Source organism: Streptomyces sp. NPDC060002 (assembly GCF_042737245.1).
In the GTDB taxonomy this organism is placed as follows: Bacteria; Actinomycetota; Actinomycetes; order Streptomycetales; family Streptomycetaceae; genus Streptomyces.
Genome location: NZ_JBHWUW010000007.1, coordinates 146007 through 162097 on the forward strand (window position 1 = coordinate 146007; position 16091 = coordinate 162097).

13 protein-coding genes are annotated in these 16091 nt (G+C 72.7%); 10 read left to right on the forward strand and 3 right to left on the reverse strand.

Annotation, left to right across the window (positions count from 1 at the left end; translation table 11 throughout):
• The first annotated feature begins 307 nt into the window (after positions 1 to 307).
• On the forward strand, positions 308 to 1042 hold the full coding sequence (locus ACFWBD_RS09570) for a chaplin (protein WP_385665030.1): 735 nt from the start codon (positions 308 to 310) through the stop codon (positions 1040 to 1042).
• Between the two features lie 593 nt (positions 1043 to 1635).
• Here the strand turns inward: ACFWBD_RS09570 and ACFWBD_RS09575 are convergent.
• A complete protein-coding gene (locus ACFWBD_RS09575) occupies positions 1636 to 2859 on the reverse strand; it encodes an MFS transporter (RefSeq protein WP_385665032.1) in 1224 nt (407 codons plus the stop codon).
• A 109-nt stretch (positions 2860 to 2968) separates the two neighbouring features.
• Here ACFWBD_RS09575 and ACFWBD_RS09580 point away from each other — a divergent pair, with 109 nt between their 5' ends.
• The 3 genes from ACFWBD_RS09580 to ACFWBD_RS09590 all read left to right on the forward strand — a co-directional run bounded on the left by ACFWBD_RS09580 (position 2969) and on the right by ACFWBD_RS09590 (position 5885).
• Positions 2969 to 3367, forward strand: coding sequence for a MerR family transcriptional regulator (locus ACFWBD_RS09580; RefSeq protein WP_385665035.1), 399 nt, complete (start codon positions 2969 to 2971; stop codon positions 3365 to 3367).
• Positions 3368 to 3407: 40 nt separating this feature from the next.
• Positions 3408 to 4184, forward strand: a complete 777-nt coding sequence (locus ACFWBD_RS09585) for a GNAT family N-acetyltransferase (protein ID WP_385665037.1) — start codon at positions 3408 to 3410, stop codon at positions 4182 to 4184.
• A gap of 261 nt (positions 4185 to 4445) precedes the next feature.
• Positions 4446 to 5885, forward strand: coding sequence for a hydrolase (locus tag ACFWBD_RS09590; RefSeq protein ID WP_385665040.1), 1440 nt, complete (start codon positions 4446 to 4448; stop codon positions 5883 to 5885).
• Between the two features lie 155 nt (positions 5886 to 6040).
• Here ACFWBD_RS09590 and ACFWBD_RS09595 read toward each other — a convergent pair whose 3' ends face one another.
• The gene (locus ACFWBD_RS09595) at positions 6041 to 6481 is read right to left on the reverse strand and encodes an SPW repeat protein (protein ID WP_385665044.1); all 441 of its coding nucleotides are present in this window, start codon (positions 6479 to 6481) and stop codon (positions 6041 to 6043) included.
• Between the two features lie 320 nt (positions 6482 to 6801).
• Between ACFWBD_RS09595 and ACFWBD_RS09600 the strand changes: the two genes are divergently transcribed.
• The 5 genes from ACFWBD_RS09600 to ACFWBD_RS09620 all read left to right on the forward strand — a co-directional run bounded on the left by ACFWBD_RS09600 (position 6802) and on the right by ACFWBD_RS09620 (position 11471).
• On the forward strand, positions 6802 to 8043 hold the full coding sequence (locus ACFWBD_RS09600; RefSeq protein ID WP_385665295.1) for an NAD(P)/FAD-dependent oxidoreductase: 1242 nt from the start codon (positions 6802 to 6804) through the stop codon (positions 8041 to 8043).
• An 86-nt stretch (positions 8044 to 8129) separates the two neighbouring features.
• Positions 8130 to 8855 (forward strand): DUF1365 domain-containing protein, encoded by a 726-nt coding sequence (locus ACFWBD_RS09605; RefSeq protein WP_385665296.1) that lies wholly within the window; start codon positions 8130 to 8132, stop codon positions 8853 to 8855.
• Positions 8852 to 10138 carry a class I SAM-dependent methyltransferase gene (locus tag ACFWBD_RS09610; protein ID WP_385665047.1) on the forward strand — a complete coding sequence of 429 codons (1287 nt, stop codon included), beginning with the start codon at positions 8852 to 8854 and terminating at the stop codon, positions 10136 to 10138. Before ACFWBD_RS09605 ends, ACFWBD_RS09610 begins: the two co-directional genes overlap by 4 nt.
• Complete coding sequence (locus tag ACFWBD_RS09615; RefSeq protein WP_385665050.1) at positions 10135 to 10674, forward strand: hypothetical protein; 540 nt, start codon at positions 10135 to 10137, stop codon at positions 10672 to 10674. The genes ACFWBD_RS09610 and ACFWBD_RS09615 overlap by 4 nt, the downstream gene beginning before the upstream one ends.
• A complete protein-coding gene (locus ACFWBD_RS09620) occupies positions 10671 to 11471 on the forward strand; it encodes a DUF1295 domain-containing protein (protein WP_385665053.1) in 801 nt (266 codons plus the stop codon). Before ACFWBD_RS09615 ends, ACFWBD_RS09620 begins: the two co-directional genes overlap by 4 nt.
• Positions 11472 to 12199: 728 nt before the next feature.
• Here ACFWBD_RS09620 and ACFWBD_RS09625 read toward each other — a convergent pair.
• The gene (locus ACFWBD_RS09625) at positions 12200 to 12631 is read right to left on the reverse strand and encodes a nuclear transport factor 2 family protein (RefSeq protein WP_385665056.1); all 432 of its coding nucleotides are present in this window, start codon (positions 12629 to 12631) and stop codon (positions 12200 to 12202) included.
• 379 nt (positions 12632 to 13010) lie between these two features.
• Between ACFWBD_RS09625 and ACFWBD_RS09630 the strand changes: the two genes are divergently transcribed.
• The gene (locus ACFWBD_RS09630) at positions 13011 to 16088 is read left to right on the forward strand and encodes a BTAD domain-containing putative transcriptional regulator (RefSeq protein ID WP_385665057.1); all 3078 of its coding nucleotides are present in this window, start codon (positions 13011 to 13013) and stop codon (positions 16086 to 16088) included.
• Positions 16089 to 16091: the final 3 nt, after the last annotated feature.

Consider the following 16091-nt stretch of genomic DNA (forward strand, 5'->3'; position numbering starts at 1 on the left):
AGCGGTCCGGGAACGGCGCCCTCGCTCACGATAGGCGGCCTGCCGACGACCCGCCTCCGGGCGGGCGGGGGCCGCCCCGCGCCCCTTCGCGGACCGCTCCCCGTGCGCCCTGCGGTGCCCGCTCGGCGGGGCTGACACCAGTTCGACGAGGGGACCGAAGAGGGATCATAAAGGTGACCCAATGGGGTGAAAGGGTGTTCAGGCATAACCCGGACGGTGCGCCGACGTTCTACCGGGTGCGGGCGAGTGCCCGCGATTCATGTCTGGAAGGCAGGGACCCATGAGACGGGTTACCCGAACCGGTGTGATGGCCGTCGCCGCAGTCTCCGGCGCGATGGCTGTGACACTGCCCGCACACGCCGACTCCGCGGCGGACGGCGCCGCGGCCGGCTCGCCCGGACTGATCTCCGGCAACGGCGTCCAGCTGCCGGTGCACCTCCCGGTGAACCTGTGCGGGAACACGGTGAACGTGGTGGGCGTGCTGAACCCCGCCGCAGGCAACACCTGCGCCAACAAGGGCGCGGCGGCCGCTCCCGGGAAGCACGGCGCATCGTCAGGTGGTGGCGCCACCGCTCCCGGGCAGCACGGCGCGTCGTCCGGCGGCGGCGCCACCGCGCACGGCGTCACGCAGGACTCCCCGGGCGTCGTCTCCGGCAACGGCGTCCAGCTGCCGGTCCACCTCCCGGTGAACGTCAGCGGCAACAGCGTGAACGTCGTCGGCATCGCGAATCCGGCGTTCGGCAACAAGTCCGTCAACGTTTCCGGTGAGGAGCCCGCGCCGCCAGCCGAGCCCGGGCCGAAGCCGCCGAAGCCGCCGAAGCCGCCGACCCGGCACAATCCGCCTTCGGAGCCCCAGCACCCGCGCCCGCAGGCAGTTCCGCAGGCGCCGGCCCCTGCCTCCCAGGGCGGGGTGCCCGAGGCCGCGTCCTCGCTCGCCCACACGGGAGCCGACGCCACCCTGCCCGCCCTCGCGGGCAGCGCGGCCCTGCTGCTCGGCGGTCTGGCCGTGCGGCGGCGGTTCCGCCCGCACGCGGAGAGCTGAGCCGCCTCCTCGAAGCGGACGGTGCGCAGGCCCCCTCGGTGACGGTGACACCGGGCAGGTGAACAGGGGGCCTGTGACGGCCCGACGGCCTCCGAGGCCCGGGGCCGTCGAAGCCGCCCACCCGGCCGAACCGCTGGCCGAGTCACCCGGCCGAACCACTGGCCGAGTCACCCGGCCGAACCACTGGCCGAGTCGCCCGGCCGAACCACTGGCCGAGTCGCCTGGCCGAGACAGTGGCCGAACCACCCGGCCGACCCGCTGGCGCCGCCCCGGCCCGCACCGCCGGGGGCGTCCTGTCCGGCGCGGTCGTCGCGGTCCCCGGCCGCTCGCGGTGGACAGGACGCGGGCGGCCGGGCCGGCCTCAGCCGGTGTGCAAGCGCCGGTGCCGTGCGCGTATCTCCTCTACCAGCCCGGAACCGGCCCCTCCACCGCCACCCCGGGGGGCGACCTCGTGCGCTGGCGGGGTCCGCATCGGGGCCCGCACCGGCGGGGCCCGCACCGGCGGGGTCCGCACCGGCGGGGTGGGTACACCCCACTCGCCCAGCCGGCTGGCGAGTTGCCCGGACGAGGCGATGTACACGATTCGCCGAGACTCAAGCTGAGCTGCTCTCCGCGGCCAAGGCGCGGCTACGCGCCACCGGGAACGCGTGCCGGCGGCCCAGCGCGACCGCGGTGAGGGCCAGCGCGACCAGCGGCAGCGCCGTCCACGGCAGTGCCCCCGCGCCCAGGGCCTCCAGGACCACACCTCCGGTCAGCGAACCGCCCGCGATGCCCGCGTTGTACACCGTGGTCTGGAGCGAGGTCGCCAGGTCGGAGGCCGCGGGCCCCGAGGCGTTCACCAGTGCCGTCTGGATGAGGGTCGGCGCCCCGCCGAAGGCCACTCCCCACAGGGCGACGGAGATCAGCAGCACGGCGGGCGCGTCGGCGTACCGGCCGAGGGCCGGCATGACCGCCGCGCAGAGGGCGAGCACGCCGAGCAGCGTGGCCCGCGGGCGCCGGTCCACCAGCAGACCCGTGCCCCAGATCCCGGCGACCGTGGACGCCCCGAACACCAGCAGCACCACATCCGTACGTCCGAATCCGGCGTGCTCGGCGAAGGGCGCGATGTACGTGTACAGCACCTGGTGGCCCAGCAGCAGGAACAGGGTGACGGAAAGGATCACCGGGAGCCCCGGCAGCAGGGCGACCCGGGCGAGCGGCACCCGCTCGCCCCGTGCCTCGCCCGGGAAGCCCGGGACCCGCCACCGCACCCAGCCCACGAGCAGCACCGCGAGAGCGGAGAGCAGCCCGAACGCCGCGCGCCAGCCCACCACCTCGGCCAGCGCGGTCCCGGCGGGCACCCCCAGCGACAGCGCGAGCGTGATGCCGGCGAGCACGACCGCGATCGCCCGGCCGCGTCGCTCGGCCGGCACCATCCGGGCCGCGTACCCGGCGAGCATCGCCCACAGCGTGCCGCCCATGACGCCGGCGACCAGGCGCGCGGCGAAGGTGAGGCCGTACGACGACGACAGCGCGACCACCGCGTTGCTCAGCGCGAAGCCCAGCAGGGTGCCGACGAGGACCGGCCGGCGCGGCAGACCGCGCAGCAGCGCGGTCACCGGGATCGCCGCCACGAACGACGCCACCGCGTACCCGGTGACCAGGAAACCCACCCGGGCCTCGGGGACGCCGAGGGCCGGTGCCATGCGCGGCAGCAGCCCGGCGGGCAGCAGTTCGGTCACCACGGCGGTGAAGGCGGCCGTGGACAGGGCGAGCAGCCCAGGCCAGGGCAGGGGCGCGGGCAGGGCTGTGCCCTTGACCGTGGATGTGGTGGACATGCGACCATGGTCGAACATTCACATCAGTGTGAAGGCAAGCGTGGCCCTGTGGGCCGCTCACGGAGCGGCGGCCAGGAGTGGCGACGCGGAGCGACGAGCGGAGCGCGGCATGAAGATCGGCGACCTCTCCGGGCGCACCGGCGTCCCCACCCGGCTGCTGCGTTACTACGAGGAGCAGGAGCTGCTGCACCCCGAACGCGGTGAGAACGGCTACCGCTCCTACGGGGAGACGGCCGTCCGGGACGTCCAGCAGATCCGCGGGCTGCTCGACTCCGGCCTCACCACCGAGATGATCCGCGCGATCCTGCCGTATCTGTCAGGACCCGAGGAGATCATCCTGCCCGCCGAGCACCTCACCCCGCGGACCGCGGCCCTGCTCGAGGGGCACATCGACCGCATTCAGGCCCGGATCGACTGTCTGGCCCGCAACCGCGACCGGCTGAGCGCGTATCTGGCGGCGGTGCGGCCGGAAGGCGTGGCGGCGTCCGGCCCGGTCCGGCACCGGTAATTCCGTTGTCGCGGCCGCGCGGGGGTGCTGGAGTGGGCGTATGGATCACGCCGCGGTACTAGCCCTGTACGACCGGGACATGCGCGAAGGCGCGCGCCCCGAGAGCTCCGACGCGCGCGTGGAGCGGACCGGGGGTGTGGTCCGCCATGTCGGCGGCGAAGGCGGCTGGAGCGGGGTGCTCTGGTCGGACCTGGGCTCCGGCGACGCCGACGCGGTGATCGCGGAACAGGTCGCCTACTTCACCGGGCTCGGCCACGAGTTCGAGTGGAAGCTGCACGGGCACGACCGTCCCGCCGACCTCGGGCAACGACTCGAGGCGGCCGGTTTCACCGCCGATCCGGAGGAGACGCTGATGGTCGGCGAGACCTGTGACCAGCTGGTCGACGCCGAACCGCCCGAGGGTGTCCGCATCGTTCCCGTCACCGACCGGGCGGGCGTCGAGCTCATGGTCGAGGCGAACGAGAGGGCGTTCGGTCGCGACGGCTCCTGGCTGCGGGACCTCCTGCTCGCCCGTCTCGCCGCCGGCCCGGAGGAGATCGTGGCCCTCCTCGCGATGGCCGGGGACGAGCCGGTGAGCTCGGCGCGGATGGAGCTCATCCCGGGCGCGCGGTTCGCGGGCCTGTGGGGCGGCGGCACCGTCGAGGGCTGGCGCGGCCGGGGTGTGTACCGCGCGCTGATCGCGCACCGCGCCCGCATCGCCGCCGAGCGCGGCTACCGCTACCTCCAGGTGGATGCCTCCGACCAGAGCCGCCCCATCCTCGAACGCCTGGGCTTCGCGCCGCTGAGCACCACGACGCCGTACGTGTACGCGCGTTAGGGCGACAGAGCGGTAGGGCGGCAGAGCGGGAGGGCGGGAGGGCGGCAGGGCCGACGCCGGCGGCGTGGGTGGTGGTGCCGTGGCGCCGGGTGTTGACGTTCTCGGTCGCGTTATTGCCTGCGTTTGATGTTCACCGCTCAGTCATGCCATGTACCTTTCAATCGTTCCACGCGGGTAGAACCCTCGAATGCGGTATCTACGCGCGCAGATTTTGGCGCCCGCACCCGCCTCGTGTCCCCCCATCTCACGGAGGTTCGCCGGATGCTCGGATCACAGAGATCCCGCCGTAAGGTCACCACCGTCCTGGCCGGTATCGGGCTGCTCGTCACCGGAGCCGCCCTTCAGGTCAGCACCAGCGCCACGCCCGCCCACGCGGCCACCCCCCACCGCATCCTGTTCGACGACGGCCACGCGGAGGAGGCCGGCAACGCCGACTGGATCATCTCGACCAGCAAACCCGACCCGCTCTCCCAGGACTCCTCCCCGTCCTCCGAGACGGACTGGACCGGCGCGCTGTCGTCGTGGGGCGTCGCCCTCCAGGGGACCGGCGACTACAGCCTCAAGACCGCCACGAGCGCCCTCACCTACGGCGGCTCGGCCACCACCGACCTGTCGAACTTCGACACGCTGGTCCTGCCGGAGCCCAACACGCTGTTCACCACCGTCGAGAAGACGGCGATCATGAACTTCGTGAAGAACGGCGGCGGCCTGTTCATGGTCTCCGACCACACGGGCGCCGACCGCAACAACGACGGCGAGGACGCGGTCGAGATCCTCAACGATCTGATGACCAACAACAGCGTCGACTCCACCGACCCGTTCGGCTTCTCCGTCGACTCCCTCTCCATCAGCTCCGGCTACCCGGCCGCGATCAGCGACAGCACCGACCCCGTCCTGCACGGCTCCTTCGGCACCGTCACCAAGAGCCTGATCGCCTCCGGCACCACGGCCACGCTCAAGCCGGCCGACAACTCCTCGGTCAAGGGCCTGTTGTACCGCAGCGGCTACTCCGGGAACACCGGCGCCTTCTTCGCCACCAGCACCTTCGGCAGCGGCCGCGTCGCCTTCTGGGGCGACAGCTCACCCATCGACGACGGCACCGGCCAGTCCGGCAACACCCTCTACGACGGCTGGAACGACACCGGCGCCACCAATGCCGCCCTCGCCCTGAACGCCACCGAGTGGCTCTCCGGCGCGAGCGGCAGCGGGGGCGACGACGGCGGCACCGACTGCACCGACACCCAGGTGCTCGGCAACGCCGGCTTCGAGTCCGGCGCCACGACCTGGAGCGCCACCAGCGGCGTCATCACCAACTCCAGCAGCGAGTCGGCCCGTACGGGCTCCTACTACGCCTGGCTCGGCGGCAACGGCACCGCCGGGAGCGAGACCCTCTCCCAGTCGGCGACGATCCCGTCCGGCTGCTCCGCCACCCTCAGTCTCTATCTGCACATCGACACCGCGGAGACGACCACCAGCACCGCCTACGACACGCTCCAGGTCCAGGTTCTCAACAGCTCCGGCACCGTCCTGGGCACCCTGGCCTCGTACTCCAACCTCAACGCGGCCTCCGGTTACACCCAGCGCAGCTTCAGCCTGAGCGGGTACGCCGGCCAGACGGTCACGCTCAAGCTCACCAGTACCGAAGGCTCCAAGCTCCAGACCTCGTTCGTCATCGACGACACCGCGCTCGACGTCACCTGACGGCAGGCCGGTTGGGTCGCCCCCGCCGGGCGGCCCAACCGCAGGCCGTGAGCACCTCCTCGGCGGAAGGAGCGCGGTCGATTCTGGACGCACGACGGCCGGGTCGGTCCGCGTGGGCGGATCGGCCCGGCCGTCGTCCGGGTGCGACAGGGTCGCTACGACTGCGAGGTGCTCCTCGACACCGTGGCGGTGCACATCAGCCCCAGGATCAGGGCCAGGGCGCCGATGACGATGTTGTTGACCGCGACGCCGGCGTCAGGGCTGTCGCCGACGACCCATGGCGCGATGATCATCCAGATGCCCAGCGCGCACATGGCCCAGCTCAGGCCGTACATCCGCGCGGGAGCGGCGGTGAAGCCGAGGGCCAGCAGACCGATCGCGATCCCGACGATCAGGTTGTGGGTCATGAGCGCGGGCTGGCTTGCGGTGTAGTGGAGGATCCAGGGGGACACGGCGCAGTACAGACCGAGCAGGAACACCGGTCCGTCCACGAGCGCCACATCACGACCGCCGAGCATGCGGGCGTACCGCGCCTGCATCTCGGGAACATCGGGGTGCGTCGACATGTCACCTCTGGTGGGCGAGACGTTGGCCATGACGCGTCTCCTTCGACTTTCAGGCCCGACCGCTGCGGAGCGGTGTGCGGTAAGTGCCGCGCCTGTCCATTCTGCTCTTATTTATTCTTTATGTGTAGAGTCAGTGCGTACTGTTCGGTTATCGGATCATTCGTCCCTCCGGCAAGGAATCCCGGCCTCGCGCCAATCCGCTCCGGCCGCGGCCTCGGATTACACGCGACGGCCCCGCCCCGGGGCCGGGCAGGGAGGAGCGGACGATGGTGCGGACGACAGCGGCGGCCGGCGGCGAGCCGCGCGGGGGACCCGGAGCCGGGTCCGACGGGCGACGGCGGACGGCGGTCGTGGGCAGCGGGGTGGCCGGGCTGACCGCCGCGCACGTCCTGCGCCGCGGAAACCGCCGGGTCACCCTCTACGAGGCCGACGACCGGCTCGGCGGACACGCCCACACCCACGACCTCACCGCACCCGACGGCCGGGTCCAGCGCGTCGACTCCGGCTTCATCGTGCACAACCGCCGTACCTACCCCCACCTGCTGCGGCTCTTCGACGATCTCGGCGTCTCCACCCAGGAGTCGGAGATGAGCATGTCCGTACGGTGCGACGGCTGCGGGCTCGAGTACACCGGCGCCCGCGGCCCCGCCGGGCTCCTGGCCCGGCCGCGCAACGCCGTGCGCCTGCCCTACCTGCGCATGCTCACCGAGGTCCCCGCCTTCCACCGCGCGGCCCGCCGACTGCTGGCCCACGGCGCCGAGGACACCTTCACGCTGGGGGATTTCCTCGACCGCGAGGGCTTCTCCGCCTATTTCCGCGCGCACTTCATGACGCCGGTCGTCGCGGCCGTCTGGTCCTGCGACGCCGCCACCGCACAGCGCTACCCGGCCGCCTATCTGTTCCGGTTCCTGGAGCATCACGGGATGCTCGCGGTCGGCGGCTCCCCTGTGTGGCGCACGGTGACCGGCGGCTCGCGCGAGTACGTCGACCGGGTCGCCGAGCGCCTGGACGCCGTCCGCACCGGGATCCCCGTACGGGCCGTGCGGCGCACCCCGGACGGCGCCGAGATCACCACCGACGACGGCGTGAGCGAGGCCTACGACGCCGTCGTGATCGCCGTCCACCCCGACCAGGCGCTGCGGATGCTCGCCGACGCCACCCCGCGGGAGAAGGAGGTGCTCGGCGCGTTCCGCTACGCGCGCAACGTCACCCTGCTGCACACCGACACCTCGGTCCTCCCGCACGCCCGGCGCGCCCGGGCCTCCTGGAACTACCTGATGCCGTCCTGCGCCGCGGGCGCCGACCACGTCCGGGTCAGCTACGACATGAACCGGCTCCAGCGGCTCGACGCGGCCGAGCCGTACGTGGTCACCCTCGGCGGCGAGGACCGCGTCGACCCCGGCCGGATCCTCGCCCGCATGGCCTACGAACACCCCGTCTACACCCCGGAGTCGGTCGCCGCCCAGCGGGACCTGCCCGCCCTGAACACCACCGTCACCGCGTTCGCCGGCGCCTACCACGGCTGGGGGTTCCACGAGGACGGCTGCCGGTCCGGCGTGACGGCCGCGGCCGCACTGGGGGTGCGGTGGTGACCCCCCGGAGCGCGCGGGCCGAGCGGGCCGAACGGACCGAGGGGGCCGAGGGGGCCGAGGGGGCCGAGGGGGCCGAGCGGGTCACCCTGACACCCGCCCTGTACCCCTGCACGATCACCCATGTGCGCACCGCACCGCTGCGGTACGTGCTGCGCCACCGCACCCATCTGTGGCTGGTCGACGTCGACCACCCGCCCGAACTCCCGCGTCCGCTACGGGCGTTGACCCGCTTCGACGCGCGCGACCACTTCACCGGCGACGAGCCCGGCATCCGGGCGGGCCTGGACGCCTTCCTGGCGGCGCACGGCGTCGACCTGGCGGGCGGCCCGGTGCTCATGCTCACCCAGGCCCGCGTGTTCGGACACGTCTTCAACCCGCTCACCGTCTACTGGTGCCACGGCCCCGACGGCGAGCCGCGCTGCGTGGTCGCCGAGGTCCACAACACCTACGGCGAACGCCACTGCTATCTGCTCGACACGGACGCCGACGGCAGAGCGGGGACCGACAAGGAGTTCTACGTCTCGCCGTTCTTCCCCGTCGACGGCCACTACCGCATGCGGCTGCCCAGGCCGGACGAGCGGCTCGACCTCACCGTGCACCTCGACCGCGCGGGCGGGCGCCCCTTCACCGCAACCGTGCGCGGGACGCGACGGGAAGCAACGAACGGGCGGCTGCTGCGCCAGGCGCTGCGCCGCCCCTGGTCCACCATCGCCGTCTCCGCCGCCATCCGACTGCACGGCATCCGCCTGTACCTGCGCGGCCTGCCCGTCCGACCCCGTCCCGACCACCGCACCGGAGAGAACAACCCATGACGTACGTCGAGCCCCGCCCCGCCACCGTGCGGCGGGGTGACTGCCACGCCGTCCCGCACACGGACGCCGCACAGCGGCCCGGCGTGGCCGCCCCGCCGTCCGCCGCCCGCGTCCGGACCGCCGTGACCGGCGCCGTCGTCCGCCGGGCACTGGACCGGCTGCCGCTGCGGGCACGCTACGCGGACGGCACCTCCGTGGGCCGGGGCGGGCCGCTGCTGGAGATCAGGGACCCGCGCGCCTTCCACGCCCGGATCGGCACCCACGGCCTGATCGGCTTCGGCGAGTCCTACATGGCCGGCGAGTGGGACGCGCCCGACCTGGTCGCCCCGCTCACCGTGCTCGCCGCCCACGCGGCCGACCTGATCCCGGCCCCGCTGCAGCGCCTGCGCGGCCGGTGGGCGCAGCGGCAGCCGCACCACCGGCGCAACACCCCGGACAACGCCCGCGCCAACATCAGCCGCCACTACGACCTGTCCAACGACCTGTTCACGCTGTTCCTGGACGACACGCTCAGCTACTCCTCGGCGCTCTTCCGTGGCTTCCCCGCCCGCTGGGACCTGCTCGCCGCCGCCCAGCACCGCAAGATCGACCGGCTGCTCGACCTCGCCCGCGTCCGCAGCGGCACCCGGCTGCTGGAGATCGGCACCGGCTGGGGCGAACTGGCCCTGCGGGCCGCGGCGCGCGGCGCCCACGTCACCTCGCTCACCCTCTCCGGCGAACAGCGCGACCTGGCCCTCGCCCGGGTCCGGGACGCCGGCCTCGCAGACCGGGTCGCGGTCGAGCTGTGCGACTACCGCGAGGCACGCGGCAGCTACGACGCCGTCGTGAGCGTCGAGATGATCGAAGCCGTCGGCGAGGAGTTCTGGCCGGTCTACTTCCGCACCCTCGACGACCGCCTCGCCCCCGGCGGCCGGGCCGCCCTCCAGGCCATCACCATGCCCCACGAGCGGATGCTGGCCAGCCGGGACACCCACACCTGGATCCAGAAGTACATCTTCCCCGGCGGCCTGCTGCCCTCCGTCGAGGCCGTCGAGCGCACAGTCCGCGACCACACCCGGCTGACCGTCGCCCGCCGGGACGGCTTCGGCGCGCACTACGCCGAGACGCTGCGGCTGTGGCGCGAGCGGTTCACCGAACGCGCCGACGAGGTCGCGGCCCTCGGCTTCGACGCCACCTTCCGCCGGATGTGGACCCTCTACCTCGCCTACTCCGAGGCCGGCTTCCGCTCCGGCTACCTCGACGTCCAGCAGTACCTGTTCGCCAAGGAGGACCCGACCCGATGACCGACCTGCGCACCGCCCGCACCGCGCGGCCCGGCACCGCCCAACGGCTCGCCGCCCTCGTCGAGGACGCTCTCGGCGCGGCCCTGCCCGTCCGGCCGCGCGCCTGGGACGGCAGCGAGGCGGGCCCGGCCGACGGCCCCGTCGTGGTCGTACGCTCCCGCCGCGCCCTGCGCCGCCCGCTCCGGAAATCCGGCGAACTCGGCCTCGCCCAGGCTCATGCGGCCGGCGAGCTCGACATCGAGGGCGACCTCGGGCACGCGCCGCGCACCCTCCGGGCGGCCGCCCGGGAACGGGGCCCGCACGCCCCGCGGCCCAGCCTCGCCGACCGCACCCGCGCCGCGGCCGAGGCGCTGCGGCTCGGCGCCGTCGGACCGCGCCCGGCCCCGCCCGCCGCCCAGGCCCGGCTGCGCGGCGGCCTGCACAGCCGGGCCCGGGACCGGGCCGCGATCAGCCATCACCACGACCTGTCCAACGACTTCTCCCGCCTGCTCCTCGGCAGTCCCGAGGGCTGGTACGCGGGGCTGGAGCGGTCATGAGCGGGTTCCCCTGGGGCACGTTCGCGCTCAACCTCGCCTGGGCCGCCGCGGCCGTCCTCGTCGTCCTGCTCGCCACCTTCGCCCTGGCGGTACGCAAAGGCGTGCACCGTCTCGTGGACGTCGCCTGGGGAGTCGCCTTCACCGCCGTCGCCCTCGTGACCTGCGTGGCCTCCGCCGGGCACGGCGACACCGGGCGCCGTGTCCTGGTGACCGTCCTGACGGCCGTCTGGGGGCTGCGGCTGGCCGCGCACATCGCGCGCCGCGGCCGCGGCCACGGAGAGGACCCCCGCTATGAGGCGATGCTCGCGAAGGCGCCCGGCAGCCGGAACCTGTACGCGCTGCGCATGGTGTACCTGCTTCAGGGCGCCCTGGTGTGGCTGGTGTCGCTGCCGGTCCAGGCCGCGCAGTACGTGCCGGCGCAGATGACCGCGTTCGCCTGGGCCGGCACCGCGCTGTGGGCGGTGGGGATGTTCTTCGAGGCGGTGGGCGACGCCCAGCTGGCCCGGTTCAAGGCGGATCCGGCCACCCGGGGCCGGGTCATGGACCGCGGCCTGTGGCGCTACACCCGGCACCCCAACTACTTCGGGGACTTCTGTGTCTGGTGGGGTCTGTTCCTCATCGCGTGCGACTCCGCGGCCTCGGCCCTGGTCGGTTTCGTCTCGCCGCTGGTGATGAGCTTCCTGCTGATCAGGGGCAGCGGAAAGCCGCTCCTGGAACGGCACATGGCCGAGCGGCCCGGTTACGCCGAGTACGTCTCGCGGACGAGCGGCTTCTTCCCACGGCCTCCCAGGCGCTGACCGGGCGTAGACCTACTGCAACGGCGTTCGCTCTGAACACCGTTGCAGTAGTAAGCGTCCTGCTCACGCCCCGTGCCGGAAGCGCCGACAGCCAGGACGCCAGCGTTTCTACCTCCCCCCAAAGCGGCCACTGCCCAGGCGAGTTCGGCGTCCGCCACCCCTGGTGAGGGCACGGCAGGCAACGCAGTCGAGAAGACCAAAGAGGACTTCGAGCAGTCCCTGAAAGGCCTTGAGGACTCGCTCATCGAAACCCTCGGCGTCCAAGAGGGCACCTGCCAAGTCACCGACTCACAACCCCAGTACACCGACCCGGCCAAGGCCCTGGACGACGAGTGCATAGCTCTGGGCACCTGATCGCCGGCCTCCCCGCGCGCGGCGAGCAGGGTGCCGAGCCGTCCCCCGCGACCGCAAGGCAGGACCATCCCCACACATGCAGGGAGCAGCGTCCCGCGACGGTGCGCCATCCGGCAGATTCGGGACCATCCCCGTGCGAGGGGGAGCAGCCGTCCGAATCGAGCCCGCACTCGCCGGCCTGGGGGCCATCCCGTGCGGGTTGCAGCAGGACGACGGCTTGGAGTGCAAGGAGCTGCCGGGACCATCCCCGCGCGTGCGGGGAGCAGCGTTCGGTCAACGGCAACCTCATGCTGCACCCGTCGGCGGCGACCGAGGCCGTGTGTCGGGCGAGTGCGCTCCCGGCGAGTCGCCGTTCGCCTCCGGTCTCGCCGTCCTCAGGACCCCGACGGCGGCTGGGGGCCGGGCGGCGGTGCGTAGTAGTACCGGCGGCACGCTCTGACGAGGGTTTGTCCGGACAGCGTGAAAACATCGGCGAAGTCCGTGCTGGCCGGTGTCCTGCCCGCGGTGCCGGGAGCGGAGTGCACCACGCGTCCCAGCGCCACGATCGTCTCACCGTCGGCTATGACGGTGTCCAGTTCGTGCCGTCTGAGCGGCGACGCCTGCGCCGTGTGGGCCCTGAGCACCGCCTCGCGCCCGCGTCGCGGCGGCGCGCCGGGATGGTCGAGGGTCACGTCCGTCTCCGTGAGGGACGCGTATCCGTCCATGTCCCCGATGTCGAGGTAGTGGTAGGTGAGCAGTACGTGGTTGACGCCGGCCGCCGTCACCGCCGGATGGGCGGAGGACGTCCGGATCCTGTCGCTTGTCATGAATCGATGGCCGACCTCTCGTGAGCGGTGCACGGACGGGGTGGTGAACCGAAGGAGCGGTGAACGGACGGAGCCGTGCCGACGGGCGCACCGGGCGATCGTCCGACGCCGCGTTAACCCGCCGCTATCGCCGCGGTATCCCGGCGCAGTGATCTCCCGGTGTCCACATCGTTGGTCACCGCTGATCACTCGCGGGACGGATCACCGCGGGCCGGTGGGCCGGGCGGCGCCCCGCCTGTGACCAGGGCGTGTTCAGTGCCGGTGCCCGCGGGCGGCGCCGCTGTTCACCTAGTGCTCAAGCCCCGTTGCGCAAGGAGGAGGGTCTTATACTCGGCTCTCGGAGTGTGGTGATCCACTTTGGGTGTTGAGGGAGGAAGTCATGGGCGCAGTGCACGTCCGGCCGCAAGACCGGACGGTGGGCCCTGCCTTTCAAGTGCTGGGCGAGCTCAAGGTGTTCAGTGGCCACGGCACCGTGCCGATCTCGGCGGGCAGGCAGCAGGTCCTCCTCGCGGCCCTGCTGCTGGAAGCCGGACGGGTGCAGAACTGTGATCACCTGATCCGGCTGCTGTGGGCCGAGGACCCGCCCGAGACGGCGCGCACCCAGGTGCAGATCTGCGTCTCCCGGATGCGAAAGACCCTGACGGACGCGGCAGTCCCGGCCACGATCGTCACCCGGCCGCCGGGCTACGTGCTGCACATCGACGAGTCCGCCCTCGACCTGAGCGTCTTCAGGCGGGCGGTGGCCGAGGCCGGCGTGCTGGCCGGCCGGGGCAGCCCGGCCGAGGCGGCCGGCACCCTGCGCGCGGCGGTGGGCCTGTGGCGCGGCCCGTGCCTGAACGGAACGTCCAGCGAGGCGCTCGCCCGGATCGCCCAGCACATCGACGAGGAGCGCTTGTCCGCGACCGAGTCGTACCTGGAACTGGAGCTCGCGCTGGGCCGCCATCACCAACTGACCGCCGAGATAGCCTTCCTGGTCGGTGACAACCCCCTGCGTGAACGTTTCCGCGGGCAGTTGATGCTCGCCCTGTACCGCTCCGGACGACAGGCGGAAGCCCTGGAGGCGTACCAGCAGGGACGCAAGCTGCTCCAGGAGGAGCTCGGCCTCCAGCCCGGCGAGGACCTGCGCAGACTGGAGCAGGCGATCCTGACCGAGGACGCCTCCCTGCGGCTGGAGCAGACACCCGTCACCGTCGTCGTCACCGAGCCGAAACCGTCGGCGAGCCGGCCGGCCGCGCCTCCGTCCTCGTCCCTTGAGGGGACATCGTTGTCACACGAGCGGTCCACGACCAAGCGTGGTCCTGTGCCGCGGCAACTGCCCGTCGACACCGCCGACTTCGTCGGCCACGAGGACCTTGTCGCCGAGGCGGAGGCCGTCCTCACCAGCACCTCACCCGACCGGGCCACCGGCATCGTCGTCGTCGCCGGCCGTTCAGGCATCGGCAAGAGCACCTTCGCCGCCAGAGTCGCCCACCGGCTGGCCGAGTCGCACTTCCCCGACGGCCAGCTCTACTGCCAGCTGCGCGGCGGCCGTGCGGATCCGCTCGCCCCCCGGGAGGTCCTCGGCCGTTTCCTGCGTGCACTGGGCCTGCCGGGGCCGGCCATTCCCGACTCCCTCGAGGAGCGCGGCGAGATCTACCGCAGCATGCTGGCGGACCGGCGGATCCTGGTGGTCCTGGACGACGCCGCCAGCGAGGAGCAGGCCTTCCCCCTGCTCCCGGGCAGCCGCTCCTGCGGCGTCCTCGTCACCAGCAAGACACGGCTGACCGCCCTGCCCGGCGCCCACCGCGTGACCCTGGACATCCTCGGCCGGCAGGAGTCGCTGGACCTCATCGGGAAGGTGGTCGGCGAGGACCGGGTGCACCGCGAACCGGAGGCGGCCAAGGCACTGGCCGCGACCGTGGGAGGCCTGCCGCTGGCACTGCGCATCGTCGCCGCGCGTCTGGCGGCCCGCCCGCACTGGCCGCTGGCGTCGATGGTGCAGCGTCTCGCCGACGAGAGCCGGTGTCTGGACGAACTGACCCATGGGGAGATGACGGTGCGCGCCAGCCTCTCCCTCACCTACGAAGGACTGGCCGGCACCGACCGCAGGCTCCTGCGCCTGCTCAGCCTCGTCAAGGGCTCCGCCTTCCCCGGCTGGATCGGCAGCGCGCTGCTCGACGACCCGGACGCCAGCCCCTACCCGTCGGACCTCATGGAACCGCTGGTCGACGTGCAGATGCTCGACGTCGTCGGCGCCGACGCCACCGGTGAACCGCGCTACGGCTTCCACGACATCATCCGGCTGTTCGCCCGCGACCGGCTGGCCGCGGAGTCCGACGCGAGCGAGCGCAGAGCCGCGGGCCGTCGGCTGGGCGGCGCCTGGCTCTCCCTGGTCGCCCAGGCCCAGCAGCGCATCTTAGGCACCGGCTACATCAACGGGTCGGCCCCGCACTGGAACCCGCCGGTGGCGCACGTCCGCACCGTCCTGGCCCGGCCGATGGAGTGGCTGGACACCGAACGCGAGAACCTCAGCCTGACCGTGGAGAGCCTCGCGCAGGACGGCGAGGACGACTACGCCTGGGAACTCGCCGTCAACCTCGCACCCTTCTTCGAGGCGCGCGGCTACCTGGACCACTGGGCCCGCACCCACCGCAAGGCGCTGACCGCGGTGCGCCGGCGAGGCAACCAGTTGGGTCAGGCGGCGCTGCTGGCCTCCCTCGGTTCGCTGTACCTCAACCGCCGCGACCTCGCGGAGGCACGCAAGGCACTGACGGTGGCGCGGGAACTCTTCGAGACGCTGGGGCACGGCAAGGGCCTCGGGATGTGCCGCAGGGACCTCGGCATCGTGGAGCGGCTCGCCGGCCGCGAGGCCGCGGCGATGCAGCTCTTCCTGGAGGCGGAGCACGACTTCGAACGATGTAGTGAACCCTGGGCGAGGGCCTCCGTGATCGTCCAGCGCGCGGCCGTCCTGCTCAGGCAGGGCGACGTCGAGCGGGTGGAAGCGGAACTCGAAGACGCGCTGCACATCTGGCGCGACCTCGGGTACCTGGGCGGACAGGCCCGGGTACTGCAGCGCGCGGGCCAGCTGCACCTGCACCGGGGGCAGCCGGAGGAGGCCCGCAAGGTGTTGTCCGAAGGCCTGTGCATGGTCAGGGACGACGGCGACGTGATCGGCGAGGGGTACATGCTGCTCGATCTCGGCCGGGTGCACGCTCACCTGGGAGACCGGGCCGAGGCGTCCTCCCTGTTCGACCGGGCGCTCACCGTCCGCGAGGAGATCCTGGACCAGGCGGGTGCGGCCTCCGTACAGGTCGACATGGCCGACCTGGCGCTGCGCGCCGGCGACGCGGCCGGGGCCGGCGACCTGCTCGCCGACGCCACGAAGGTGTTCGCCACCCTCGGCATGGTCGAGGAACAGAACCGTGCCGCAGGCCTGCTGGCGCGGCTGTCCTCGCCCCGTCTGCCCGATGGCGGATGACAC